Below are 24,239 nucleotides of genomic sequence, written 5' to 3'. Positions count from 1 at the left end.
CCCTGCCATCCCCTACGCTCCCATCGCCGAGTAGTGCCGCAACCCCCGCCGCCACAGCCAGCGATTCAGTGCCAGCAGAACTCCACCCCAGATGGCAAACACCGCGATCGCCTGCCCGATGCTTACTGGACGCCCCAACAGCAAATTGGCCGGAAAATCCACCAGATAGGGCAGTGGCGTCCACAACACCACCTGTCTCACTGCCTCGGGAAACACATCTAGCGGGGCAATCATGCCCGACAAGAAAATATAGAACAGAAACCACAAGTTGAACAGTGCCGTGGACCGTTCGATCCAAAAGGACGAGATTGCCAGCGTGTACTGAATCAGAAACCGCATCGCAAACACAGCCCCAGCCGCGATCGCAAACATCAATAGGCGATCGAGCCTTGGCAGCCAAAAGGCTGCAGGATAGAGACAGAAGAAAAAGCCCACGGCGATTGCAATGAATGGCGTGCGGGCGATACGTTCGGCAGCATGTCCGGCAAAATGCCGCCACACCGGATCGATTGGCTGCAGCAGGAGGGGAGAGAGCTTGCCCTCTAATATCTCTTTCTCGAAATCCCAAATCACCCAGACAACACTGAGTTGGCGGATTAGGAAGACCGCAAGAAAATAGCGGGCAAACTCCAGCGGCGATAGGGGGAAACTGCCCGTTCGAGCCGCCTCCATCCAAATGCCCATAACAATGAATGGCAGTGTGCCCGAGAGCAGCCAAAACACCAGCTCGGCCCGATACTCCAGCATGTAGGCGTAATACACCACCAGCAAGACGCGCGCCCTGCGCAACACCTGCCTCATGCCACGGCTCCCGCTCGAAACACCCGACCGATGACCTCTTCAACGGGGGGATCGGTCACGGTTAGGTCCGCCACCTCTAAATCTGCCAGTAGTTGAGCCACCGTGGCAGTCAGGCGATCGCGCTGCAGGACAAATCGAGCCTGCCGCCCCTCTAGCCCCTGTAATTCGCCATAGCTGCTCAATTGCGCTCGGGGGTAATCGCGGGCCAACTCCACCTTGACTTCGCGGTAGGGGGCAAATTTTTCCAGCAGGCTGTCCAATCTGCCATCGTAGATCGCTTGGCCTTCGTAGATGACGAGAACGCGATCGCACAGAGCCGTAATGTCCGCCATGTAGTGGCTGGTTAGCAAAATCGTGGCCCGATAGCGCTCGTTATACTGACGCAAAAAATCCCGCACCGCCACCTGAGCATTGACATCCAAACCCAGCGTAGGCTCGTCCAGAAACAGAACCGTGGGTTGGTGCAACAGTGCCGCCAGCAGCTCCGCCTTCATGCGCTCCCCCAATGACAGTTTGCGCACCGGTTGGGTCAGCTTGCTTTCCAGAGCCAGCATCTCGCTCAACTCCCCCACCCGCCGCTGAAACGCGGAGTCGTCAATGCCGTATACTGCCGCATTGATTTTGAGGGAGTCGAGCGCGGGCAAGTCCCAAATCAGTTGCTGCTTTTGACCCATGACCAAGGTGATTTTTTCTAAAAACCCCCGCTTGCGCTGGAAAGGCTCGAACCCCACCACCCTGACTCGGCCCGAGCTGGGATGAATCAGTCCCGTCAGCATTTTTAGCGTGGTGGTTTTGCCCGCCCCATTCGGCCCCAAAAACCCCACCACTTCTCCCGGCTCGATCTGAAACGACACCTGCCGCACTGCCTCCACCTGCCGGTAGGTGCGCCGAAAAAAATGTCGCAACGTCCCGGCCAACCCCGGCTGCTTGACCGCCACCGGGTAGGACTTACTCAAAGATTCAACCGCGATCGCTGCCATGCACTCGATGCTAATGCCCTCTCGATGCTAACTGAATGCTGGCGTCTGCAGAAGGCAAGATCGCAGCCTGCGATCGGGGCGAGCGATCGCCCGAACTTAATTGGGTTTTGATAAACGGACTAAAAGGGCGATCGCTCCCGCAAACATCAAACCAATTGTGGCAACCGTCACCCAGCTCATCGGGCTACCCTCGCAAACAGAGTTAGTCACTCCAATCTAGCTAAACTGTCCGAGTCTGGATGAATACGGGCAAGGCTATAAAGTGGCTGAGAGGCGATCGGATAAGTGCAGTTGTATTGCAATTCTGTCGCCACAGTGACAACCAGCCCGTTCCCCTTTCCAGACAGATACCAGACCGATAAAAGATGCGATCGGGTCTCAATCTGTCCATACTTTACTGAAGGGTTAATGCCCTTTGGCACGGGTCGCTATGCATCTTTGTGGTCAATACACCTCAAAGTTGCTTTACAATCGGCAATGTTGCTACGATCGTTGGACTTCACCCGAATCTCCTGGCGATCGCGATTGGACTCCCGTTAGCGGCGAAGGTACTTCTCTTCTGCTCTTCTGAATGCAGGAGGGCTGCAACAGTTGGTAGCACTGAACTCACACACCGGACTATGAAAGACCTCACTCTCTACCGCAACATCGGCATCTTCGCTCACGTAGACGCGGGTAAGACCACCACCACCGAACGCATTCTGAAGCTCACCGGCAAGATCCACAAGATCGGCGAGGTGCATGACGGGGCGGCCACCACGGACTTCATGGAGCAGGAGCAAGAGCGCGGCATCACGATTCAGTCCGCTGCCACTAGCTGCGTGTGGAAAGACCATCAGCTCAACATTATCGATACCCCCGGCCACGTCGATTTCACCATCGAGGTCTATCGTTCCCTCAAGGTTCTGGACGGCGGTGTTGGCGTCTTCTGCGCTTCGGGCGGCGTGGAGCCCCAGTCCGAAACCAACTGGCGGTATGCCAACGACTCCAAAGTGGCCCGCATTATCTATGTGAATAAGCTCGATCGCACGGGGGCAGATTTCTATCGGGTGGTTAAGCAGGTGGAAGACATCCTCGCTGCCAAGCCATTGGTGATGGTATTGCCCATCGGTGCAGAGAACGAGTTTGTCGGGGTTGTGGATCTGCTCACGCGCAAGGCGTGGGTCTGGGACGACTCTGGCGAGCCGATGAACTATGAGATTCAAGATGTTCCTGCAGACATGGTGGAGGATGTCGAAACCTATCGCGAGCTGTTGATCGAGACCGCTCTCGAACAGGACGATGACTTGATGGAGCGGTATCTGGAAGAGGAAGAGCTTACCATTGAGGAAATTCAACGGTGCATCCGCAAGGGCACTCGCGAGCTTGCTTTCTTCCCCACCTACTGCGGCTCTTCCTTTAAGAATAAGGGGGTGCAGTTAGTGCTCGACGCGGTGGTGGACTATCTGCCCCATCCCGCCGAGGTGAATCCACAGCCCGAGATGGATCTAGAGGGCAACGAAACCGGCAGCTTTGCTTATGTCGATCCCGAAAAACCTTTGCGGGCTTTAGCCTTCAAGATCGTGGACGATCGCTTTGGCGCCCTCACCTTCACCCGTATCTATTCCGGCACCCTGTCCAAGGGCGATACCGTACTCAACACGGCAACGGGCAAGACCGAGCGCATTGGCCGTCTGGTAGAAATGCATGCCGATTCTCGCGAAGAGATCGACTCGGCGCAGGCAGGAGATATTGTGGCGATCGTCGGTCTGAAGAATGTTAAGACCGGTCATACCCTCTGCGATCCAAAACAGCCCGCCACGTTGGAACCGATGGTGTTCCCCGAACCCGTCATCTCCATTGCCGTGGCCCCCAAAAAGAAAGGTGGCTCGGAGAAGATGGGTGTGGCCCTGAACAAGATGGTTCAGGAAGACCCCTCCTTCCAGGTGGAAACGGATATAGAGACAGGCGAAATCATTCTCAAAGGGATGGGGGAACTGCATCTGGATATTAAGGTCGATATCCTGCGGCGCACCCACGGCGTTGAGGTGGAAGTGGGCAAACCGCAGGTGGCTTACCGCGAGTCCATCACCCGACGGTTTGAAGATAGCTACACCCACAAGAAGCAATCGGGTGGTTCCGGTCAATACGGCAAAATCGATTACGCGATCGAGCCCGGAGAACCGGGTAGTGGCTTCGTGTTCGAGTCAAAAGTGACGGGCGGCAACGTTCCCAGAGAATTCTGGACAGCGGTGGAGAAGGGCTTTGCCAGCAGCCTCGAAAAGGGCGTGTTAGCGGGTTTCCCCTGCGTAGACCTGAAGGTTACGTTGACGGATGGTGCTTACCACGCAGTTGATTCCTCTGCGATCGCCTTCGAGATCGCGGCTAAGGCTGCCTATCGGCAAACCGTACCGAAGGCCGGACCTCAGCTACTGGAGCCAATTATGAGGGTGGATGCATTCACGCCAGACGATTACGTTGGTGATGTGATTGGCGATCTGAACCGCCGACGCGGCACGATCAAGGCCCAGGATTCAACTCCGACAGGGGCTCGCATTAAAGCAGATGTGCCGTTGAGCGAGATGTTTGGCTATATCGGCGACCTGCGCACCATGACCTCCGGCCGCGGTCAGTTCTCTATGTCCTTCTCCCACTACGCTCCTTGCCCGAAAAATGTGGCAGAAGCAGTGATTGCAGAGGCTAAGGAGCGGGCAGCGGCAGCTTAGATCTAGCCCAACCTGAGTTGGATGGCTCTGCATGCCCTCACCCCCGGCCCCTCTCCCTCGGGAGAGGGGGGAAACAAACGGGAGCATTAGTTTAGTAACGATATTGGGCTCGCCACCAAGCCAAGGGAAGTGCGACAGCCTTGCGCAGTTTGGAGACATAGGCGCGATTGCGAAAGACTTGATAGTGATTGCGTTCGATCGCATTCAAAATTTGTCGGTACAGCATCAGAGAAGCCCACACCGGCCAGCGGGCATCCCGCTGCAGGGACGAAATTCCCGACTCCGCTTTGGCATACAGATCCCGCGCCCGCTGAATTTCAAAATCCATCAGTGCAATCCAACGGCGATCGACCACGTACTCGAACAAATCTTGCTCGGAATAGTTAAATTTCTTCAGGTCTTCTGACGGCAGATAAATGCGACCGCGACGGGCATCTTCCCCCACATCCCGCAAAATATTGGTGAGCTGCATCGCCAATCCCAGCGAGATCGCCTCCTCCATCGCCTCTCGACCGGGGGCAAACCCCATAATGGCTGAAGACATTTCCCCGACAGTGCCGGCAACGCGATAGCAATAGAGCCGCAATTCCTCCCAAGTTTCATAGCGATCGCGCTCTAAATCCATCCGCTGCCCCGCAATCATCTCCCGAAAGGGTCGAATGGGGATTTTGTAGCGAGCAATGGCATCCGCCAGAGCAATCTCCGTTTTTACAGACGAGGTGTCAGTCTCGAATAGAGACTCCATGCGCTCTGCCCAGCCATCCAGTTTTGACTGCAGCGCTTTTGGAGAAAGCCCCTCGGCTTCCGCACCGTCTACAAGTTCGTCGGTTTGCCGCAACCAGGCATAAATCGCCCAGATGGCATGCCGCTTATCCGCAGGCATCAACAACGATCCCAAGTAGAACGTCTTAGCGTGGTGGGCGGTAATTCGCCGACAGAGTTCGATCGATTGGGTCAGGGAGGTCATTACACCTAACAAGGGCAACTGGAATCAAGCTAGATCGCGGAACGGAATATGCGGGGAGCAGAACGGTCAGATTATCCCACAGCCGTAGCGACATCGGCAGAGGAGATAGCAGAATCGGCGTCCTGTAGCAACTGTGTCTGACGTTCGGCGATCGCCTCTGCCGCCAATTTCCCAGACAGGACAGCCCCCTCCATGCTGCCCAAATAGCGTTGTTTGGTATAGCTGCCCGCCAGGAAGAAATTGCGAATGGGGGTGACCTGAGCGGGGCGCAGTTGCTCGCAGCCGGGGACAGCCGTGTAGACCGAGCGGGGGGTCTTCACCACCTTCGACTTCAGCAGGCGAGCGGGGGCGGGAATTTGCTGGGGGAACAGCTCGGCCAGCTCCGCCATTGTCGCGGCAGTAATCTCTTCATCTGACTTGTCAATCCAGTCTGCTGCTGGTGCCAGCACCAACTCCAACATAGATTTATCGGGATCGGCATATTCCTTGCAGGTGTTGCTCATGTCGGCATAGACACTGAGCAGGGGCGATCGCGAGAACAGCAGGTGATCGACATCGGTGAGTTTGCGATCGAACCAGAGGTGGATGTTGACCACCGGTACCCCTTCCAACTGCTGCATCTTCTGGAAGAGTTCTAACTGCCGCCACGGCTCGGGCAACAATGACTTGAGCGGGTCCACCGACAGAGCAGATACGTAAGCGTCTGCTGCGATCGCATAATCGGGCTGGCCGTCCAGACCCCGCATGAGGAAGTGGCGGACACTGCCATCCTCGCGGGTGACGATTGCTTTGAGGGGGGCCTTGAGGTGAACCTCACCCCCCTTCGAGACAATGTAATCAATCAGGGGCTGGCAGAGGCGTTCGGTGGGAGAGCCATCCAGAAACGCCATCTTGGAGCCATTTTTCTCTTGTAAGAAGCGGTTGAGGGCAGTCAGCAATATCGTGGCCGAGATTCGATCGGGACCGATGAAGTTCAAAGCCTTCGACATGGCAATGAAGACTTCCTCTTCCACCCGCCGATCCACCTTTTGCTTCTGCAGCCATTCGGAGAAGGTGTAGCGATCCATCTCTTCAACATAGGTCTGCCCCTTCACAATCGCAGGCAGCAGTCCCAGCCCGAACTGGATTTTTTCTTTCCAGGTGAGCATGTCGTTATTGCGCAAGATGGCGATGATGCCATTCAGGGGGGCGGGAATATCGGGAAAATCGAAGCGGGATAGTTGACCGGCTTGCTGCGGCATATTGAACAGCATGGAGTGCGCTTTCCACTGCAGGCGATCGCCAATGCCCAACTCTTCAAACAGTTGCAGCATGTTGGGATACGCGCCAAAGAAAATGTGCAATCCAGTTTCGTACCAATCGCCATCGGCGTCTTTCCAAGCGGCCACCAGACCGCCCCAGACATCGCGACGTTCTAAGACAATGGGTTGAATTCCGCGATCGCATAAATATTTTGCACAAGACAGGCCAGCCAGACCTCCACCTGCGATAGCAACACGCATCCTGATGCACCGAGCAAACTTTCAACTATTGTATTTGCAATCTGTTACATTTCGATAAACATGTTGCGGATTAGTGCTGCGATCGAGTCCCGCCCAGCCTTAGAGAATCGAGTTTTGGGCAAAAATCTGCCGCACCTTCCTTGCCTCCCGCAGCCGCTCCAGATCTCGATGCAAGCGCTGCTGAGCGATCGTCTTGTCAGGCTGCTTGGATTCAAGCGCGGCAGTCTGACGAGTGCAGCAATCTCCCTGCCCGGATCGAGCTGGCTTGCCCCTCGAAACGCGAGGGTTCGAGGCGCGGCGGCTGCGCAAAGGCTGAGGGGTAGGGAATGGGGAACTGGGTTGTGCGCTCACGATTTGAACTCCTTATGAATTATGGCGATATTAGGCGTTATGGCGGTATTAGGCGTTATGGCGGTATTAGGTGTTATGGCGGTATTAGAGGGCTGAGAACCAGGGGCCACCCGAATGGTTGATTCGACGAATTCCTGGAGATTTACTCACTGAATAAAGTGAATTACTGGTAAAATTAACCGCATAAGTTGAGAATGTCAACTGCTTGGTGTAGACTTGCAGCAGGTTTCCTCACTGAATTCCGCGCAACAGGTGATTTTGATGGCGTATGGTGATCGATTGAAAGCGTTTGCAGTCCGATTGCGGCAGGCGATCGGCGATGAAGCTGTTTATGCCTTTGGCAAGCGGGCTGGATTGAGCGATACCAGTCTGCGCAGCTATCTCAAAGGCACGGCAGTGCCGGGAATCGATAAGGCGATCGCGATCGCAGAGACGGCAGCGGTCAGTTTGCAATGGCTGATTGCTGGCGAAGGGCCGATGCAGTTGCAGGGGGATGGGGCGATCGCCGATTCCGAGGATTACGTCTGCATTCCGCTAGTGGATGCCGAGGCTTCTGCGGGTGCCGGGATATTGGTACGAGAAGAAGATATTACAGAGGCGATCGCCTTCGAACGGCAGTGGTTGCGGTCCAAGTTAGGGGCTAGCCCTGCCGGTCTCAGCCTCATTACTGTGAATGGCGATAGTATGGCCCCGACGCTCGTGGATGGGGATACCATTTTTGTCGATCGCCAGGTGTCGGAGTTGCGGGACGGCATTTATGTGTTTCAAATGGATGGCGATCTGTTAGTCAAGCGCCTGCAAAAACTGCCCGGTTCGTTAGTGAGTGTCATCAGCGACAATCCCAAGTTTCCCCCCTTTACCATCGATATGAATAGCTCCGACAAAGGCTTGACGATTATCGGACGCTATCGGGGTCGCATCTCGTTTGAGTGAGAGTTGAGAGCGATCGAGTCCGGTCCGCTGAAGTCGCCAGGCTGTTGAAGTTTGTATTAAGATCAGTAAACAAGAATTCTCCTTCAGTCTGAAGCTTATGGCCTCAAATATCGAGATTTATACTTGGCAAATGTGTCCCTTCTGCATTCGTGCCAAGCAGCTACTGGATGATAAAGGGGTGGAATACGTCGAGTACGAGATTGATGGCGATCGCGAAGCTAGGCTCGCAATGATGGAACGGGCCAACGGTCGCAGTTCGGTACCGCAAATCTTCATCGACGACGTTCACGTTGGTGGCTGCGACGACATTTATGCCCTCGAACGCGAAGGGAAACTCGACTCCATGCTGCAATTGGTCTAGCTCGTGCGCATCGCTTTTGTTGTCGATCCTCTCGACCGCCTGCAACCCCATCACGACACCAGTGTTGCTTTGATGGAATCATTGCAGGCGCGCGGCCACGAGGTTTATGCCCTAGAGCAATCTGCGCTCTATTTCGCCTCGGGCAGTACCTGGGCGACGGTCTCCAGATTGCAACTCAATCCCCACAAGCAGCCCTGGTATGTCATTGCTGCAACCGAACGGTTATCCCTCAGCCAGATGGATGCAGTGTGGATGCGTAAAGACCCACCGGTGGATGCTGCATACGTCACGGCAACCCAATTACTCGATGCGATTGGCGGCAGCACACTCGTGCTGAACGACCCTGCGGGTCTGTTGGCAGCAAACGAAAAACTGTTTGCTCTGCAGTTCGATCGCTGGACTCCCGAGACGGTCGTTACCCAAGATAAGCAAACCATTCTCGATTTTGTGGGCGATCGCGATCGGGCTGTGCTCAAACCTCTGGACGGTAAGGGAGGGGAGGGAATTTTTGTCTTGCACGCGGGCGATCGCAACCTCAAGTCCCTGATCGAAGTCAGCACCCAGTTCGGTCAAAAACCGGTCATGGTGCAGGAATATCTGCCTGCGGCTGCCCGAGGGGACAAGCGGATTTTGTTGTTAGACGGCAAGCCGTTGGGGGCGGTCAACCGCATTCCCGGTCAGGGGGACTTTCGCGGTAACGTTGCGGCTGGCGGTAGTGTCGAAGCTGTGGAGATGACCGACCGAGAGCGTCAAATGTGCGAGGATTTAGCGCCTGTTTTGCGGCAAAGCAAGCTCTATTTTGTGGGTATCGATGTGATTGGCGAGTGTTTGACTGAGGTTAATGTCACGAGTCCGACGATGTTGAAGGAAATTGCCGAACTCAACCATCAAGATTTGGGTGCTGAAGTGGCGGACTGGTTGGAGCGCAAGCTGCAGGAGTAAATCGAGGGTGGGTCCTGGTTAGATAATTTTGGCGTAGGCCCCATAGCCATCGCTGACCACCCCCCCCACAAACGCCGTCGTGACGATGTGCAACAGCATCTGTTTGGTGCGTCGGCCAATCAAGAAGACCGCGATCGTATTACTGGTGGCAACCCACCGCCAACAGAGCCACCCCCATTCGTACCAGGCAGTCTCATCCAGGTGGAGGACATCCGCTTGCTGCAACTGTTCGAGCAACTCCTCCTCCACCGGGCGACAAGCCAGACCGGCTTCGGCGAAAAAGTCTTCATGCCTAACGATAAGCATCACCGGCGCGAGAGGAAATTGAAACAAAATTCAAATAGCACGACAAGACAAGCGTCCGAGTGCATGCGCAGGTTAGGCAACAGATAGACGTTTGACCTCAATGTCACCAATTGCCTGCTCTGCATGCCAAAGATCGTACTGCATTTGCTGATTGAGCCAGCTTTCAGGAGATGTATCAAAAGCTTTGCTCAACCGAATAGCCATTTCAGGACTAATACCTGCTCTACCATTCAAAATGGCGGATAGGGTCTTACGACTTACCCCTAACGCTTCGGCAGCTTCAGTTACAGTCAAATTCAACGGTTCGATACAAAGCTCCTTGAGAACTTCACCAGGATGTGGCGGATTATGCATTTTCATCAGTAGTAATCCTCAAGATCGATATCGCAGGCATCAACGCCATCAACGCCATCAAAGTCAAACGTAATCCGCCAGTTTCCAGATACCCTCACTGACCAAGTCCCTTTGCGTTGTCCTGTCAGCTCATGAAGTACCAGTCCAGGCAAATTCATGTCTTGCGGAGAAGTTGCAGCACTTAGGCGAGCTAAAATCATCCGAATTCGTTTGGCATGCTTTGCCTGGATGCCTCGGGTTGTTCCTGATTCGAAGAATCGCTGTAGGTCCCGATGCTTAAAACTAACTATCATCCATAGATTGCAACCCATAACGTTTCAGGTTACATATCCTTGCTAGGTAGCCTAATGGGGGAACTCACTGGTCGATAAGTAAACTCGAAATATAAGCACAGCACGTTTGCGTATCGATACGGTGAGTGGTACGTTTGGAGAAGTGACGTAGTGGCTGATTGGATGGATAATTTTCAAACAGTAACAACGTTAATCCCACAAAAACCATAGGGATCGTGAAAAAAGAAGCTTACATCGCTTTCTAAATGTATGCACAAACATTGCGATCATCCTACTAGGGATTAGAAGGCTAACGATGAAGTTGTGCGGCGGCAGATAACCTTAAACAGCCAATGATAACCTGCGTTCCGTCCGCACCAATGCAGTGTCAGCTCTCGACTCTCTTCTATGATGATGCTTCAACAGCGTCTCGTATCCGTTGTTGAAGGCGAGCAACAGCTTCGGAGTTCATTTCTTCTTCTGGTTGAACCAGTTCTCGTTCATTTAATGCTGCTTCAACCTCAGATGGGGATGCCTCTCCTAATTCTTGCAAAAGAGACTTAAACATCTGTTTTTGCATATTAACATCGGCTTCAGATACTGGCCGAACAGTATAAGCTGATGCAACTTGTCGCGTCAGTGAATAAACAATGTATTGATTTAAAGAAACACCTTCACTATCAGCCAAATTAACCAGTTGCTGGTGTAGTGTTTCTGGCAAGCGAAGGGTTAATCGACTCATGCTTCACCTTCCACTGATGCTAGTTTCATTACCAATTGAACGGGGGACATTACCTCAACTCCAAGAGACTCTTTCGCGCTTTGGAAGTCTCGAAGATTAGATGTAATAACTGTTGCATCTGAATTCATTGCACAGTCAACCACCAAATCATCGCCTGCATCTGGTGAGGTAGGCCGCCAAGAATAGTAAATCGCCACAAATTGGGCACAGTCGAGTAATGTGCCTAGAACAGGCCGAAGTTTTTGCCAGCGAGCTGCGGAAAGTTTACGAGACAAGACATCGGTGTACTCATAGGCGAGTGCCGTTGAAACATAAACATTGAGTAAACCAGCTAACCAGGCTTCAACTATCAGCCCTGCAGTACCACCTCGCTTTGTTAAGCCTTCAAACACAACGTTAGTGTCAATGACAACATGGAATGACTGTACAGTAGCCATGACACTATTATAGCACCGCATTCGGTGTCACTTGCTTGCAGCGATCTATTAACTATTGATTAGACGGACTTATTCCGCATAATACCCTTGAGGAGGGTAGTTAGAGAGCAAAAATCCGCATAACACTCCGATTGAAGTGATTAATACGACATACTATCATATAGTACACATCAAATATGTGTTCAGGTGAAAACTTTCAGTAGATTTTCGATCCAGAAGTCGTATCTTATCCGCCTAGCATGCCGAAATAGATAATTAGCCGGACCGGTCGGACTTAAATCAAGTTGTCGCTTATGGCACGCTCTCCCAAAAAACTTTTGGCTGGAGTCTCTGACTCGATCCGCATGGAATCTCATTCGTTCCACTCAAGGCTGAATCGATTGACGACATGGCCGTAGCGAATAACCTCACAATGGCAAGGCCCACAATTCCCGGCGCAAATTCCCGTTCGACAAACGCCGGAAACACCAGGTTGAAATTGGGCGCACCCGCCTCCGTCAGCGGCAACGAGGCAATGAAGTCAACATGCTCCACACTATAGGCAGCAAGCCCCAGCCCCATCAGACAGTAGGCCAGCACCAGAGGGAAACGAATCAGCCCGTTCAGTACCAACACCCGCTGTGTCTCCGCAACATTGGGGGTCGATAGCAACCGCTGAGCCTGACTTTCGATCGCAGCCGTAGTAGGCCATATAAAGAAACAAGCCGCCTACGAGCATGGGCCAAAAGCCATAGTCGTTGCCAGAGGTGAAGCCCCAATCGTTCGCCAAGGCGAGAGTGCGATCGCCAAGCGCATTGAAGTGGGTCGCCAGCGGCCCCACCAAACTGAACAGTGCCAGCAGCACGGCCCCCAGCAACAAGACCAACTGCACCACATCGCTAATCACAACCGCCCGCATTCCCCCCAGCAAGTCGTAAAAAACGGTAATGCCCATGATGGCCAGTACGGCAAGAGCAGCAGTATTGCCAGTGGCACTGCCAGTTCGTACTGCAGCCAAAGCATGCCGCCCCCCAGCACGAATCCCACAAAAGCTGGTGCGCCGAGCAGGCTGTTGGTTGAGGTCTGGGTGGCAACAATTGAGGTCGCGAGCGCCCAGCTCGGCAGTTTCTGGCCGCCGAGATAGTAGTCGGAACGGGACTTCTGACCCTTTCCGAGGTAAACTGCGCCGATCGCCATGACGAGCAGATAGCCACTAACAACTAGCCAATCCCAGAAACCCACGATCGCGATCGCCCTCCAAGTGCTTTAATTTTGCCCCTCAGTTCCAATGCCCTAGCACAAACGGACGGGGAACTGATTCCATCTTTTTATCACCATTGATTCAGGTAAATCGCGCTAAACATCGGGAATCTTTATCGAATTTTCTCTATAATACGGCTTGGCTGCTCTCAATCTTGTAGTCGTCGCATCAACCCTGCATCATGAAGCACGATTTGCACAGTCTCTACTTTAAAAAGAACGAAATCACTCAATATATTTGCGATTCCGATCGCGAAGTGATGTCGAAGATGAAGCCCAAATTGGCTTGGATCGTGCTAAATCCAAGCAAGTTGCCGTCTGCGATTGGGTGGGGATTGGCATGGATCGGTCTCACTGCTGTCATTGCAGCGATATTTCCACAATGGCTGGGATTTATTACTTTTACCAGATGGGTAGCAATTTGCTGGATTGTTGTGTCTCATTTTTCTCTAGAGGGTCTGATTTCATATGTTGAATCGAAGCGAAAATTCAGAGAAACTTATCGTCTGCTCAAAGAGGTGAAGGAATTCAATATCACCATTAAAAATATTGACACTCGAGATCGATTGGCAGAGTGCGGCCATCTAATCGACCTATCGGAGCGAGATCGTGCCATCGAAGCGTTGCAGATTGCACGAAACATTCTTGTACGTGCCCTCAATACCGAGCGAATCTTGAGAGAAAATCCCTATTTTTGTCCAAAACGATTCGATATCGATCTAACGAGCTTAAATGCCATTCAAGTGAATGAGAAGGCTAGCCATTATGCCCAAAGCCTGAGTGCTGCACTATCGATTTCTGCCAGCGTACAAACAGAAATGAAAAAACTGCTGAGACAATGATGGAAACCTACGCTGTCTGGCCATTTCTATTCTCGAACTCTAAACCTCATCTAGCCTGAGACCTGCAGGCTTGAGTATATGCCTATTGGTGCATCTAACTAGCGTTGTCGATCGCCATAGCAGGTCGAAAGAACCAAACACAGTTGAAGATTGAATTAGGTTCAAGCATTGGACTGTATCGCTTTTCTGATGGCACCTTGGGTGTGTACGGAATATTAGACGGGCGATCGCCTGTCAGGCGATCCTTCCCCAGCTCCCCAGCCCCTGACAGAACTCCTCGATCGAGCGATCGCGCCCGACACCTCGAATGACACGACGCAAGATATCTTCATCCAGGGGCCGCTTCGCTTTGCCAAGATATTCCCGTAACGCTTCATTCATCATAGTTTGACAGCCTTTTCCAGCAGCATCCTCCTGCCCCCGAAATGGGGACTTGCTGGATCGGGGATGCACCTTCAATCGCTACCCCGATATACTAGGCTGTCGGTACATCGAACTGGCAGATACATTGAATGGCTGGCATTGACGAAACCCTCAGCTTTCGCCCCGTCAACATTGCAATCTTGACCGTATCCGACACCCGCACCCTCGCAGACGATCGCTCCGGCCAAACCTTAGTCGACCGCGCCACCGCCGCCGGTCACACCATCGTCGATCGCGCCATCCTACCCGACGATCGCGATCGCATCGCGGCCCAATTCTCAGCCTGGATCGACAATCCCGCAGTCAATGTCGCTATCTCTACAGGAGGGACGGGATTAACCGGACGGGATGTCACCCCCGAAGCCATCGAACCCCTCTACGACAAACCCATCCCCGGCTTTGGCGAACTGTTTCGCAGCCTCAGCTACCAAAAAGTCGGCACCTCGACCGTGCAATCGCGGGCGACCGCAGGCATTGCTCGCGGCACCTATCTGTTTGCCCTACCCGGATCGACGAGTGCTTGTAAAGACGCTTGGGACGATATCCTGCAGTACCAACTCGACAGCCGCTACCGACCTTGTAACCTCATCGATCTCGTGCCCCGCCTACAAGAGCAGCGCTAGTCTTTCGGTTAACCCGCCTCCGCAGGAGCAGCAGCAGTCAACAAGACTTCCCCTTTCAATAATTGCTCGGCTGCGCTCAGCAGTTCTTCCTCGAGATAGGGTTTTGTGAAGTAAGCACTCGCCCCCAGATCTGCTGCCATTTGGCGGTGGCGGTCCGCACCCCGCGAAGTCAGCATCGCAATAGGCAATTGCTTCAGATCCTCGTCTTTGCGCAAGCGGGATAGGAGTTCTAAACCATCCATCCGGGGCATTTCGATATCGCAGAAGATCAGATTGCACGGCAATCCATTTCGCAATTTATCCCAGGCATCTTGACCGTCCCTGGCCTGCTCGACGCGGTAACCGACCTTGTTGAAACTCATCGAGAGCAGCTCCCGCACGGTAATTGAATCATCCACAATCAACACAGTGGGAGGCGACTGCTGCTCTACGGCAACCTCCACCTCTGCCCCTTGAGGCATCCAGAACTGCTCGCGATCGCGGCGGGTGCGTCCGTAGGCTAAGTCAATCAGCTCCAAAATATCGGCGATCGGCAGGACTTTACCGTCACCCAGGACGGTTGCCCCAGCAATACCCAAAGGCTTCGGAGCGGGACCGCCCAACTGTTTAATCACGATCTCCTGCTCTTCTAAAAAGCTATCCACTTGGATGGCCAACCGCTGTCCGCCACTTTGCAAGATGACCACCGGCATGACATCGTCGTTGTAGGCAGTACTGTAAACCTCCGTGCGGCTGCGACTGTGGACAGTACTGTAGCTCAGCAATTCCGGCAGAGGCTTGTACATCAGTCGCTGGTCTTGCCAGGGCAGCCAGAGGGTGCCGTCTGCATCCGTCTCTAAATCGTCGGTTGCAATATCCACCATTTCTTCCACACCATCGAGCGGGAAGGCGATCAGAGCCTTGTCGCTGACGCACACCATTGCCTTCGATACGCTTAAGGTGAGGGGGAGACGGATAGTAAAGGTCGTACCTATACCTCGGGTAGAGTCCACCTGAATGGTGCCTCGCAATTCGTTGAGGCGGGTGCGAACCACATCCATACCGACACCGCGTCCCGCCAGTTCGTCTGCTTGGGATTTTGTACTGAAGCCGGGGTGGAAGAGAAAATCGTACAGTTCGTTATGGGTAATCCCTTCTGCCTCTGCCTGCCCGAGCAACCCTTGGGAAAGTGCCTTTTCTTTGACACGAGCTGCATCAATGCCGCCCCCATCATCCGACACCACAATAATGGTTTGATTCCCTTGATAGAAGGTTTTGATTTCGATCCTGCCTTCAACGGGTTTGCCCTGCTGCTGTCGCTGTTCGGGGGATTCGATGCCATGCACGATCGCATTGTTGACTAAGTGGGTCATGGGATCGTACAGCTCTTCCAGGATGGCCTTGTCAATTAGGGTATCGCGACCATCCACCACCAATTCAATTTGCTTGCCGGTCTTGAAGGACAAATCCCGTACAGCCCGGGGGAGGCGATCGGCAATCTGCGAAAACGGCACCATGCGGGCGCGGTTGAGGTTGTCCTGCAACTGTGTGGTGGTTTGTTGGAACTGGCGGCCAATTTGCTCAGATTCATCCACCACAAACTGAATATCGGAGGAAGCCTCGCGAATTCGCACAATCAGCTCGATAATCTCCTGCGACATGCTGTGGAAGGCAGTAAAGCGGTCCATTTCCAACGCATCGAAATTCGCGCCAGTGGAATGCTCGTCTGGAGCGGAACTCGCTGACTCTGTCGGGGTTGAACTCGAACTTCGCAGCAAAGAAGATTCCAACAGGGAGCGCTCGTAGCGATCTTGCATCTTCTGACCAATTTCGCTCAGTTGGCGCACCCGGAAGAGTAGGTTTTCTAAAAACTGCCGCAAGCGGGTTTGCACCTGCTCCAGGCTGTTGCGCCCGACCACCATTTCTCCCACTAAATTGTTGATCGAGTCGAGGTACTTCACCTCAACCCGCATGGTGGGGTTAGCAAAGCCAGATTTCTTCGAGTGGCTGCGAGAGGTCGTTTTGGCAGGCCGAACACTGGGAATGGGGGCAGCCGCAGGGGAGGAGCCACTATCCCCCAACAGCGCCTCGAGATCGGCAAACGCGTCGTCCTCAGCTTGGGGCCGATCGGGTGCTTGGGGCTGGGGAAGACTATTGTGTTGTTCGCTAACTGCTGTTGCTGGCACTGCCGGAGATGGCGTTGGTTCGTCAATCAGAGCAGCCAGATCGGCCAGATCGGCCTCAATTGTAGGGGGCACAGCAACGGGTGCGTCGATGAGTGCTGCGAGATCGTCCAAACCGTCTGTGGCTTCCTCCCCTTCAGAGATCTCGGCGGTTGCAGCAGCCGGATCTACAGTCGCACTATCTGTTTCGGACAGGAGCTCGGCCAGATCGGCCAAACCATCGGTAGGCAAAGACTCAGCCTGGTTATCGGTCGAGGCTGTAGGTCTGTCTGGAATCAATGTTGGAGCGACGTCAGCCTCAATCTCGCTACTAACGTTGACCTCATCGACGTCGGACAGTAGTGCCGCTAAGCCAATCTCGTCACTGCTGACAGGTTCGTCAGTCGGGGTGTCTGGTTCTCGTTGTGTTTCTGCCTCGATCGCTATGGGAGCATCCATACCGAAGTCGCCACTCTCAGCGAATAAATCGGCCAATCCATCTTCATGGAGTGGGGGCGCAGCGGCATCGGCAGCAATCTCCAGGGGCTCGCCAGCAGCGGGATCGAGAGAAATAGGCTCTTCATAAGCGACCTCAGCATCGGCTTCCGAACCCTCGAAAAGTGACGCCAGATCGGCATTCGCCGACCCTAACTCCAGAGCCTCGCCATCCGGTTGCAGGCTCGACGATTCGGCAGACTCCCCCCTGTCTGCCAAAGAGCTCCTATCTGCCAAAGAGCTCCTATCTGCCAAAGAGTCGAAGGCAAGCTCGTCACTGGTGACAGACTCAGCTGTCAGATCGTCAGCCGCAGAGAACAAATCCGCCAAATCGGAGTCGCCAGCCAAGTCAGTCTCTATAGGAGTAGCTGGGAAGTTGCCCTCGATCTCGGCCAACGTCAGGGCGCTATCCTCTGCAGCCTCGTCTACTTGGGCAGGTTCGCCAACTATCTCAGATAGACTGGCCGAATCCGCAAGCTCGTCATCCGCGAGGTCGTCAATTGCGTTCTCGTCAACCTCGAGATCGGCATATGGAGAATCGAGGTCGAGAGAAAGCATCGAATCTTCGATCGCAGGCTTATTCGCTGCAGGCGCTATCGGCGTTGCATCGGGGCTGTCCAGTAGGTCCGCCAGATTTGCGGCTGCTTCCACTACAGCACTCAGCTCGCCATCGATGGGTTCGACGAATTCAACCGCCGATCTGTCCGATGCATTCGGAAGTTCAACTGGCTCTGGCAGTTCGAAAATAGCTGGCAGCTCGTCACTTGCGGCAGGCTCCAGCGCGGCGGCAGGTTCCGGCGCAGCGGCGATCGCGGTCTCTACCTCGACCGTAGGCGACGGTTCTGAGGGAATTGCAGCCTCTACCTCGACAACAGGTTCCGGCACAGCAGGGGTCGTGGCCTCTGCCTCGGCAGGAGGTTCTGGCGCGGCAGGGATCGCAACCTCTGCCTCGATCGCAGGTGCTGCTGGAGCGGGGGGAGCAGCCATAGCCAGCAGTGCTTCGGAGGGTGCGATCTCGTCGGCATTCCCAGCTAGAACCAATTGCTGGGCCTGCTTGAGGGCAGTCAAAACCTGTCGCGCAATGGGGGATAGTCCGTGGCTGGTGTTTTCGATACAAGTGCAGATGGTCTGCATCAAGTGGGTCCAGGTCGGCAGTTCGTAAGTGTCGCCCAGTTGCTGGAGAGACTGACCCAACTCGCATAACTGCGTCCGCGTAGCCTCGCTGTCCGGCTGGCGGAACAGATCTAGCATTTCGCGCATCTGGCGCGGAACGTACTGCTGAAACGTATCGGAGAGAGAGGGATTGCGAGGGGTTGCTGGAGTCGCAGCAGCAGCGGCAGCCGCTTCGGGCGATAATTCCCCCAACAGCACTTTCATATGGCGATCGAGCTCTTGGAACACGGGCTCGATCTCTGACAGGGCGGCTTCGCCCGCTTCTGGCGACAGACCGTCAGGGCTTTGTAACTGGTCGAGCAATTGCGCGAGGGTATCGTAGCAGCGCAGTAACAGCGATTCCAGTCGGCGATCGACCGGCACTTCCCGCTCGCGAAAGACCTTAAAGGTGTCTTCCATCCGGTGAGCAGTATGTTGGATACTCGCAATCCCCAACATGGCAGCTCCCCCCTTGATAGAGTGGGCTGCCCGGAACAAATCGTTAATCAGCTCGGTATCCGAGGCTCGCTCTTGCAGACTGAGTAGTCCCTGCTCCAAATTGACCAAATGATCGCGGGCTTCTTCAATAAAAAAGCCCATAATCCGTTGTTGCGCTTCGCGATCCATCGAGATGTCCTCAAGCTGCTGCACAATGAACTGCCAGACTGGGGGCTCTCGGGTCCGTCTGGCTTGTTTACGCTTTCGCGAGCCCCAACTCAGATTGCCCGAGACGGTCGGCGAGCGACCGATCTCCGACCCCCCTCGTCCTATTCTTCCGAAATGCGGAACTTACCCACGGATGCCTGCAAGTTGCGGGCGATCGCCACCAACTCGATCAACGATCCCGATACTTTTTGGGCTTCCTGCGAGGTCTCGTTCGACGTCAGCTCCGCATTCTGCATCACCTGAGCCACAGTTCGAGAAGTCTCTGTCTGCTGCACGGTAGAGGCGGTAATCGAGCGAACGAAACCATCAATTTTTTGGCTCACCTGAATAATCTCGTCCAGACTCGATTTGGCTTGTTCGGCCAGCTTTGTACCTTCGATCACCTGCTGAGTCCCTTCTTCCATCGCAGTCATGACCTGACTGGTCTCCGATTGGATCTGCATCACAATCTGCTCGATTTCCTTGGATGCCTTCGAGGATCGATCTGCCAATTGCCGCACCTCATCCGCAACAATGGCAAAGCCCCGTCCAGATTCGCCCGCCCGTGCTGCCTCAATACTGGCGTTGAGCGCCAGCAAGTTGGTGCGAGAGGCAATCTGAGAAATAAAGGCCACGATCTTGGAGATTTCCTGGGAGGATTCCGCCAGACGCTTCACCTGACGTGTCGTATCCGCCACCGTCTCCCGAATAGCCAAAATACCGGAAGCCGTGCGATCCACCGCCACTCCTCCGCGCACTGCCGTTTCGGAAGCTTGCTTGGCCACTGCTTCTGCCTCGGTGGCGTTGCTGGCCACATCCTGAATGGATTGGGTCATCTCCTGCACGGAGTTGAGTAGAATCGAAATTTCTTCCGCCTGTTGCAAGGCATCGTTCGAAAGGCTGCGGGATAGAGCTTCGTTTCCTTGGGCTGCATCGCTCACCGCCGTTGCGGCCTGTTTCACTTGGCCGACAATTTCTCGCAGGCTGGTGATAGTCAGGTTGAAGGAGTCTGCCACTGCCCCTAACACGTCAGCGGTCACTTCTGCCCGGACCGTTAGGTCTCCACGAGCGGCGCCTTCCACATCGTCCAACAGCCGGATCACCTGCCGCTGGAGGTCCTCCTTAGCCTGCCCCTGCTCGGTAGCTCGCCGCTCCAGCTCGCTGATGTTATTCTCAATCGACTGAGCCATGCGATTGAATGCCTGACTGAACGGATCGGACCCATCGCTGCTCAACCTGGCCCGCACGGTGTAATTGCCACGGGCGATCGCATCGATATCACCCACCAGCGCTTGTAAATTACGCCGATCGCGACGGGACGCATCTCGCGCCGCCAGCAACCCCGTTCCGGCCCCAGCCGCTGCCCCTGCGACAGTGCCAATTGCGCCACTGGCAGCACCGCCGAGATTCATCGCATTGGTTCCAAAGAACCCCGCCCCCGCTACTAGGAAAACGGCGGCTCCTTGTAGGAGAACCCACTTCGTCCCGCTGGAGCGAGCAATGGGTGCGTTGCCGGTGCCGTGCGGTAGCGCTCCTGACGCATTGGCCCCTGCCAACAGGTCGAGATTGCTCAAATCGTCATCGGAGCTATCGAACAAATCGGCAGCCTCTTCATCCGGCAGGATGAGCAAACTATCGAATTCGCCGTCGGACTCCTGCTCTAAACCACTCAGATCGGGCTCTTCTATGACCGGTATTTCAGGAGCTCGATCTTCTTCAAATAGTGCGGTGCTACTGGAGAGCGAGGTGTCTGCGAGATCGTGTTTGTCTTCTGTAGAGTCCAACACCTCAGTGTCACTTGCAGACACCTCGCTCGGAAAGCCCGTGATGTCTGAGAAGGGCTCTGCGGCAAAGTTATAATCGCCTGCTGCTGCCATTTGGGTCGAGGACTCTTCGTCCAAACCCAACTCTTCATCGAGCTCCTGCAATAGGGCAAAGCTATCGTCGTCGTCAGTCAATTCGCCAGTTGGGGCAAAACCATTGGTTTGATTGTCCGTATCGTCATTGGCAGCAGAGCCCGGAACAAAGAAATTGGTTTCTTCGTTGAGTTCGGCGTCTAATTGCAGCACTTCGCCATCGGCACCGTCGAACAAATCGTCAAACGGATTGGCCGAGTCATCCACTTCCTCTCGTGCCGAGGAGGGAGCTACATGGGTGAGCTCTTCCTCGATCTCAGCACTATCGCTATCGAAGGTATCCCCATCGCTAAATAGATCGGGCATAGAGGCATCGTTGCCAACATCGGTAAACTCAGTGGTAAATTCGCCAAATGCATCGTCCATCGCATCGGTTTCCGAGGCGCGATGGCCAGAGATCCTACTGCCCCCAGACTTCTCTCCACCAGACATTGAAGCGCCGTTGTCCGCTGCCGGAGGCGTAAACCCACCTAGCTGTGCGAGCCCATTTTGAGCGGCTGTTACGAGAGCTGGGTCTTGAGTCGTGGCTAGCACTGACTCGTAGGTATTGCGGGCATCGTCAAGACGACCTGCCCACTGCTGTGACGAAGCCAACCATAGTTTCAAGGACAGATCTTCGGGATGCTGACCCGTGAGTTGCTCGAACAAGTCGGTCGCTGTAGTGTATTCTTCTCGAGCAAAAGCTTCGATCGCCTTATCTCGAATATTATCGATGCTCGAAACCATGGCTGTCTCCGTGGAAATAACAGTGGCGACAAATAACTACAATGTTGACAATGAATGACATAGATTTAAGTCGCCCATCGGCTGGAACGAATGATGGCAGTTTCATCCAACAGTCTCAAAACCCCGTCGCCTTCTGGCAGCAGCCATTCACCGCGCACAAATGGGGCCATCTCATCCGGGCAATCTTCACTGGGCCGCAGCGATGCCCCCTCCAGCCATTCCATACCCGCTACCGAATCTACGGCCACCCCCAGAATGATATCTTGGCGATCGGTCAGGGCTAAAACGGACAGATCGGCGCGATCGGTATTGAGAGGTTTCGCTTCTCCTAAAAATTGACCCAGATCGGCCAACCAAATGACTTTACCCCTGAAGTTGAGAGCTCCTAACAACAGGGGAGAAATATTGGGCATGGGAGCAATTTGCTCGGGGGCCACTGACATGACCTCGGCAATCCCTTCTGCAACAAACGCTAATTCTAGTCCAGATGCGAGCTTGCATTTGAGATGCAGCTCGCCAGCGGGAATTTCTAATTCTTGCAGCTCGTCCGTGTCGAAGTTCGATGCTCCCGAGCCTGAAAGGATATCGAGGTCGCCAACCATAGGATTACTAGCTCCTCAGTAATTGTTTGATGGTACCGATCAGTTCTTTGGGGCGAAAGGGTTTGGTGATGTAGGCATCAGCTCCCTGCCGCATGCCCCAATAGCGATCGAATTCTTCCCCTTTAGAGGAACACATCACCACTGAAACCTGTTCGGTGGCAGGATCGGCCTTGAGACGTCGGCAGACTTCGTAGCCGTTCATGCGCGGCATGACGATATCGAGTACTACCACATCGGGGACTTGTCCCTGAATTGCCTCGAGGGCAGACACACCATCTTGGGCTTCTACAACGTCGAGGCCATTTTCTTTCAATAAGCCTGTAATCATCTCGCGCTGGGCGGGACTATCCTCGACGACCAATACTTTACTCATGGTTTCTGTGTTGCCTCGTTAACGGTCTGGGATATCAATAAGGCCGATTTTAAACAGTTAAGTATGACCGCAATTTCCTATATGTCAAGCTTGCCAAAATTGCACTCAAAACGATCATCTGATTAAAAAATCCGCAGAGCTCGCTCTGGAATTAAGTCACAGAAGCCGCTAGACTTACAGGCTCTGCAGTCTGAGGAGGAGCGCCCACATATGACTCGATCACAGTCAACAGTTCTCTCTCTCCAAAGGGTTTGGTTAAAAACTCGTTAGCTCCAGCCATGCGAGCTTTAATCCGATCGGTAAAGCCATCCTTACCCGTCAGCATCACCACCGGAGTTTGACGAAAAGCATTCGCTTTGCGCAGCATGGCGCAGAGTTCGTAGCCATCGAGTTTGGGCATGGCCACATCGCACAGGATCATATCGGGCTGAAGCAAAAACACTTGACCGAGAGCCTTGAGAGGGTTGCCGATGGTCGTGACCTGATAGCCAGCTCCTTGCAGGATGTATTCTACTGTTTTCTGGATGGCCATACTATCGTCGATGCAGACAATGTGGGGCAGGCGATCGCCTCTGGTTGTCAGAGGTTTAACCGAACCCAGTTCGGTCACTTCCGATAGTTGAATGACGCCCTGCTGAATGTAGGGGTACATGGCTTTGCCGATGGTGAAAATGTCGCGACCCAAATAGCGAGACATCTGGCGAATGGTGGTGCTGCCGTCCGACCAGCGTTGGAACGTTTCGTAGACACTGGCGGGGAGCGATTGTTGCAGGGCTGCCGAATTGACGATCGTGAAGTATTGATCGGGAGATTGAAGGTAGGGATGGAGCTTTTTCCATTCCTGTACCTGAGTGGTGATGCCTTTGAGTAGGGGGCTGATTTCGAAGGCCGCCAATTGAGGGGAAAGGGGGGCACCCGATTCAAAAATGAAGGAGCCTTGATGCAGGCTGAAGAGGTCGAAGAGCACCTCCTGAATCATGCTGCCCACCATTTGCTTGCCCTGGTTGGGGTTGATTTGGTGGCTTTCCAGCAGCGCCCACAGATGGGCGTATTCGGGGGCATTCGTATCGGCCTTGGGAGGAACTTGAATGCGATCGAGCGCAGCTTCGGCTTGGTGGCGACGCAGATAGTCGCGCAGGCGAGCAATACTGCCTTCGGTTTCGGAGGCATAAATGATCCGACCGTTGAGGCAAAAGACAAACCAATACTGGGAAACACTGGCTTCAACAAACAACTCTCCCGTTCGCTGTCCCAGCTCGATTAGCTGCATGATGCTGCGAATGTCAATTTCTTGGAGTTTTCCCTGCATGATAAAACCTTGAAGAAGTCGGTCTTGAGAAATTGCCCTAACAACAGCAAATGGGGTGAGGACAACTAGCTCTCGCGTTGGACGAAGCAGCGCGGGGCTA

At 54.1% G+C, this 24,239-nt stretch carries 23 protein-coding genes; 6 read left to right on the top strand and 17 right to left on the bottom strand.

Annotation, left to right across the window (positions count from 1 at the left end; genetic code table 11):
• Positions 1-12: 12 nt before the first annotated feature.
• Positions 13-801 carry an ABC-2 family transporter protein gene (locus SYN7336_RS15205; protein WP_017326808.1) on the bottom strand — a complete coding sequence of 263 codons (789 nt, stop codon included), beginning with the start codon at positions 799-801 and terminating at the stop codon, positions 13-15.
• Complete coding sequence (locus SYN7336_RS15200) at positions 798-1,781, bottom strand: ATP-binding cassette domain-containing protein (protein ID WP_017326807.1); 984 nt, start codon at positions 1,779-1,781, stop codon at positions 798-800. Before SYN7336_RS15200 ends, SYN7336_RS15205 begins: the two co-directional genes overlap by 4 nt.
• A gap of 620 nt (positions 1,782-2,401) precedes the next feature.
• Between SYN7336_RS15200 and fusA the strand changes: the two genes are divergently transcribed.
• Entirely contained in the window at positions 2,402-4,486 is a 2,085-nt protein-coding gene (gene fusA / locus SYN7336_RS15195) for an elongation factor G (RefSeq protein ID WP_017326806.1), read from the top strand.
• A 91-nt stretch (positions 4,487-4,577) separates the two neighbouring features.
• Here the strand turns inward: fusA and SYN7336_RS15190 are convergent, their stop codons facing one another.
• The 3 genes from SYN7336_RS15190 to SYN7336_RS15180 all read right to left on the bottom strand — a co-directional run bounded on the left by SYN7336_RS15190 (position 4,578) and on the right by SYN7336_RS15180 (position 7,306).
• Entirely contained in the window at positions 4,578-5,453 is an 876-nt protein-coding gene (locus tag SYN7336_RS15190; protein WP_017326805.1) for a phytoene synthase, read from the bottom strand.
• A gap of 71 nt (positions 5,454-5,524) precedes the next feature.
• A complete protein-coding gene (gene pds / locus SYN7336_RS15185) occupies positions 5,525-6,955 on the bottom strand; it encodes a 15-cis-phytoene desaturase (RefSeq protein ID WP_017326804.1) in 1,431 nt (476 codons plus the stop codon).
• A 99-nt stretch (positions 6,956-7,054) separates the two neighbouring features.
• Positions 7,055-7,306 carry a hypothetical protein gene (locus SYN7336_RS15180; RefSeq protein WP_038026018.1) on the bottom strand — a complete coding sequence of 84 codons (252 nt, stop codon included), beginning with the start codon at positions 7,304-7,306 and terminating at the stop codon, positions 7,055-7,057.
• A 261-nt stretch (positions 7,307-7,567) separates the two neighbouring features.
• Here SYN7336_RS15180 and SYN7336_RS15175 point away from each other — a divergent pair, with 261 nt between their 5' ends.
• From SYN7336_RS15175 to gshB, 3 genes are all read left to right on the top strand, one after another.
• The gene (locus SYN7336_RS15175; RefSeq protein WP_038027151.1) at positions 7,568-8,239 is read left to right on the top strand and encodes a helix-turn-helix transcriptional regulator; all 672 of its coding nucleotides are present in this window, start codon (positions 7,568-7,570) and stop codon (positions 8,237-8,239) included.
• Positions 8,240-8,336: 97 nt separating this feature from the next.
• Positions 8,337-8,600, top strand: a complete 264-nt coding sequence (gene grxC, locus SYN7336_RS15170; RefSeq protein ID WP_017326801.1) for a glutaredoxin 3 — start codon at positions 8,337-8,339, stop codon at positions 8,598-8,600.
• A 3-nt stretch (positions 8,601-8,603) separates the two neighbouring features.
• Positions 8,604-9,542, top strand: a complete 939-nt coding sequence (gene gshB / locus SYN7336_RS15165) for a glutathione synthase (RefSeq protein WP_017326800.1) — start codon at positions 8,604-8,606, stop codon at positions 9,540-9,542.
• Positions 9,543-9,560: 18 nt separating this feature from the next.
• Here the strand turns inward: gshB and SYN7336_RS15160 are convergent, their stop codons facing one another.
• From SYN7336_RS15160 to SYN7336_RS32025, 6 genes are all read right to left on the bottom strand, one after another.
• Positions 9,561-9,848 (bottom strand): transposase, encoded by a 288-nt coding sequence (locus tag SYN7336_RS15160; protein WP_017326799.1) that lies wholly within the window; start codon positions 9,846-9,848, stop codon positions 9,561-9,563.
• A gap of 72 nt (positions 9,849-9,920) precedes the next feature.
• Entirely contained in the window at positions 9,921-10,208 is a 288-nt protein-coding gene (locus SYN7336_RS15155; protein WP_017326798.1) for a HigA family addiction module antitoxin, read from the bottom strand.
• Positions 10,208-10,495, bottom strand: a complete 288-nt coding sequence (locus tag SYN7336_RS15150) for a type II toxin-antitoxin system RelE/ParE family toxin (protein WP_017326797.1) — start codon at positions 10,493-10,495, stop codon at positions 10,208-10,210. Before SYN7336_RS15150 ends, SYN7336_RS15155 begins: the two co-directional genes overlap by 1 nt.
• A gap of 385 nt (positions 10,496-10,880) precedes the next feature.
• Complete coding sequence (locus tag SYN7336_RS29015) at positions 10,881-11,216, bottom strand: toxin-antitoxin system HicB family antitoxin (protein WP_071590790.1); 336 nt, start codon at positions 11,214-11,216, stop codon at positions 10,881-10,883.
• The gene (locus SYN7336_RS15140; protein WP_017326795.1) at positions 11,213-11,653 is read right to left on the bottom strand and encodes a putative toxin-antitoxin system toxin component, PIN family; all 441 of its coding nucleotides are present in this window, start codon (positions 11,651-11,653) and stop codon (positions 11,213-11,215) included. The genes SYN7336_RS29015 and SYN7336_RS15140 overlap by 4 nt, the downstream gene beginning before the upstream one ends.
• A 535-nt stretch (positions 11,654-12,188) precedes the next feature.
• The gene (locus SYN7336_RS32025; protein ID WP_071590789.1) at positions 12,189-12,650 is read right to left on the bottom strand and encodes a hypothetical protein; all 462 of its coding nucleotides are present in this window, start codon (positions 12,648-12,650) and stop codon (positions 12,189-12,191) included.
• A 424-nt stretch (positions 12,651-13,074) separates the two neighbouring features.
• On the opposite strand from SYN7336_RS32025, the gene SYN7336_RS28105 reads away from it, so the two are divergent.
• Positions 13,075-13,734 carry a hypothetical protein gene (locus SYN7336_RS28105; RefSeq protein ID WP_017326794.1) on the top strand — a complete coding sequence of 220 codons (660 nt, stop codon included), beginning with the start codon at positions 13,075-13,077 and terminating at the stop codon, positions 13,732-13,734.
• Positions 13,735-13,968: 234 nt separating this feature from the next.
• On the opposite strand, the gene SYN7336_RS31890 is transcribed toward SYN7336_RS28105, so the two are convergent.
• Positions 13,969-14,115, bottom strand: coding sequence for a hypothetical protein (locus SYN7336_RS31890; protein WP_193789867.1), 147 nt, complete (start codon positions 14,113-14,115; stop codon positions 13,969-13,971).
• A 131-nt stretch (positions 14,116-14,246) separates the two neighbouring features.
• On the opposite strand from SYN7336_RS31890, the gene moaB reads away from it, so the two are divergent.
• Complete coding sequence (moaB, locus tag SYN7336_RS15115) at positions 14,247-14,780, top strand: molybdenum cofactor biosynthesis protein B (protein ID WP_017326792.1); 534 nt, start codon at positions 14,247-14,249, stop codon at positions 14,778-14,780.
• Between the two features lie 8 nt (positions 14,781-14,788).
• On the opposite strand, the gene SYN7336_RS15110 is transcribed toward moaB, so the two are convergent.
• The 5 genes from SYN7336_RS15110 to SYN7336_RS26125 all read right to left on the bottom strand — a co-directional run bounded on the left by SYN7336_RS15110 (position 14,789) and on the right by SYN7336_RS26125 (position 24,139).
• The gene (locus SYN7336_RS15110; RefSeq protein WP_026101042.1) at positions 14,789-19,195 is read right to left on the bottom strand and encodes a response regulator; all 4,407 of its coding nucleotides are present in this window, start codon (positions 19,193-19,195) and stop codon (positions 14,789-14,791) included.
• Positions 19,196-19,335: 140 nt separating this feature from the next.
• The gene (locus SYN7336_RS15105) at positions 19,336-21,855 is read right to left on the bottom strand and encodes a methyl-accepting chemotaxis protein (RefSeq protein WP_017326790.1); all 2,520 of its coding nucleotides are present in this window, start codon (positions 21,853-21,855) and stop codon (positions 19,336-19,338) included.
• 65 nt (positions 21,856-21,920) lie between these two features.
• Complete coding sequence (locus SYN7336_RS15100) at positions 21,921-22,457, bottom strand: chemotaxis protein CheW (RefSeq protein WP_017326789.1); 537 nt, start codon at positions 22,455-22,457, stop codon at positions 21,921-21,923.
• A 7-nt stretch (positions 22,458-22,464) separates the two neighbouring features.
• Positions 22,465-22,830 carry a response regulator transcription factor gene (locus tag SYN7336_RS15095; RefSeq protein WP_017326788.1) on the bottom strand — a complete coding sequence of 122 codons (366 nt, stop codon included), beginning with the start codon at positions 22,828-22,830 and terminating at the stop codon, positions 22,465-22,467.
• 151 nt (positions 22,831-22,981) lie between these two features.
• Positions 22,982-24,139: a response regulator gene (locus tag SYN7336_RS26125; RefSeq protein WP_017326787.1), complete on the bottom strand. Its 1,158-nt coding sequence runs from the start codon at positions 24,137-24,139 to the stop codon at positions 22,982-22,984.
• Positions 24,140-24,239: the final 100 nt, after the last annotated feature.

Origin of the sequence: Synechococcus sp. PCC 7336, assembly GCF_000332275.1 — a bacterium.
GTDB lineage: Bacteria > Cyanobacteriota > Cyanobacteriia > Thermostichales > PCC-7336 > PCC-7336.
This window is presented reverse-complemented; position numbering and strand designations above follow the sequence as displayed.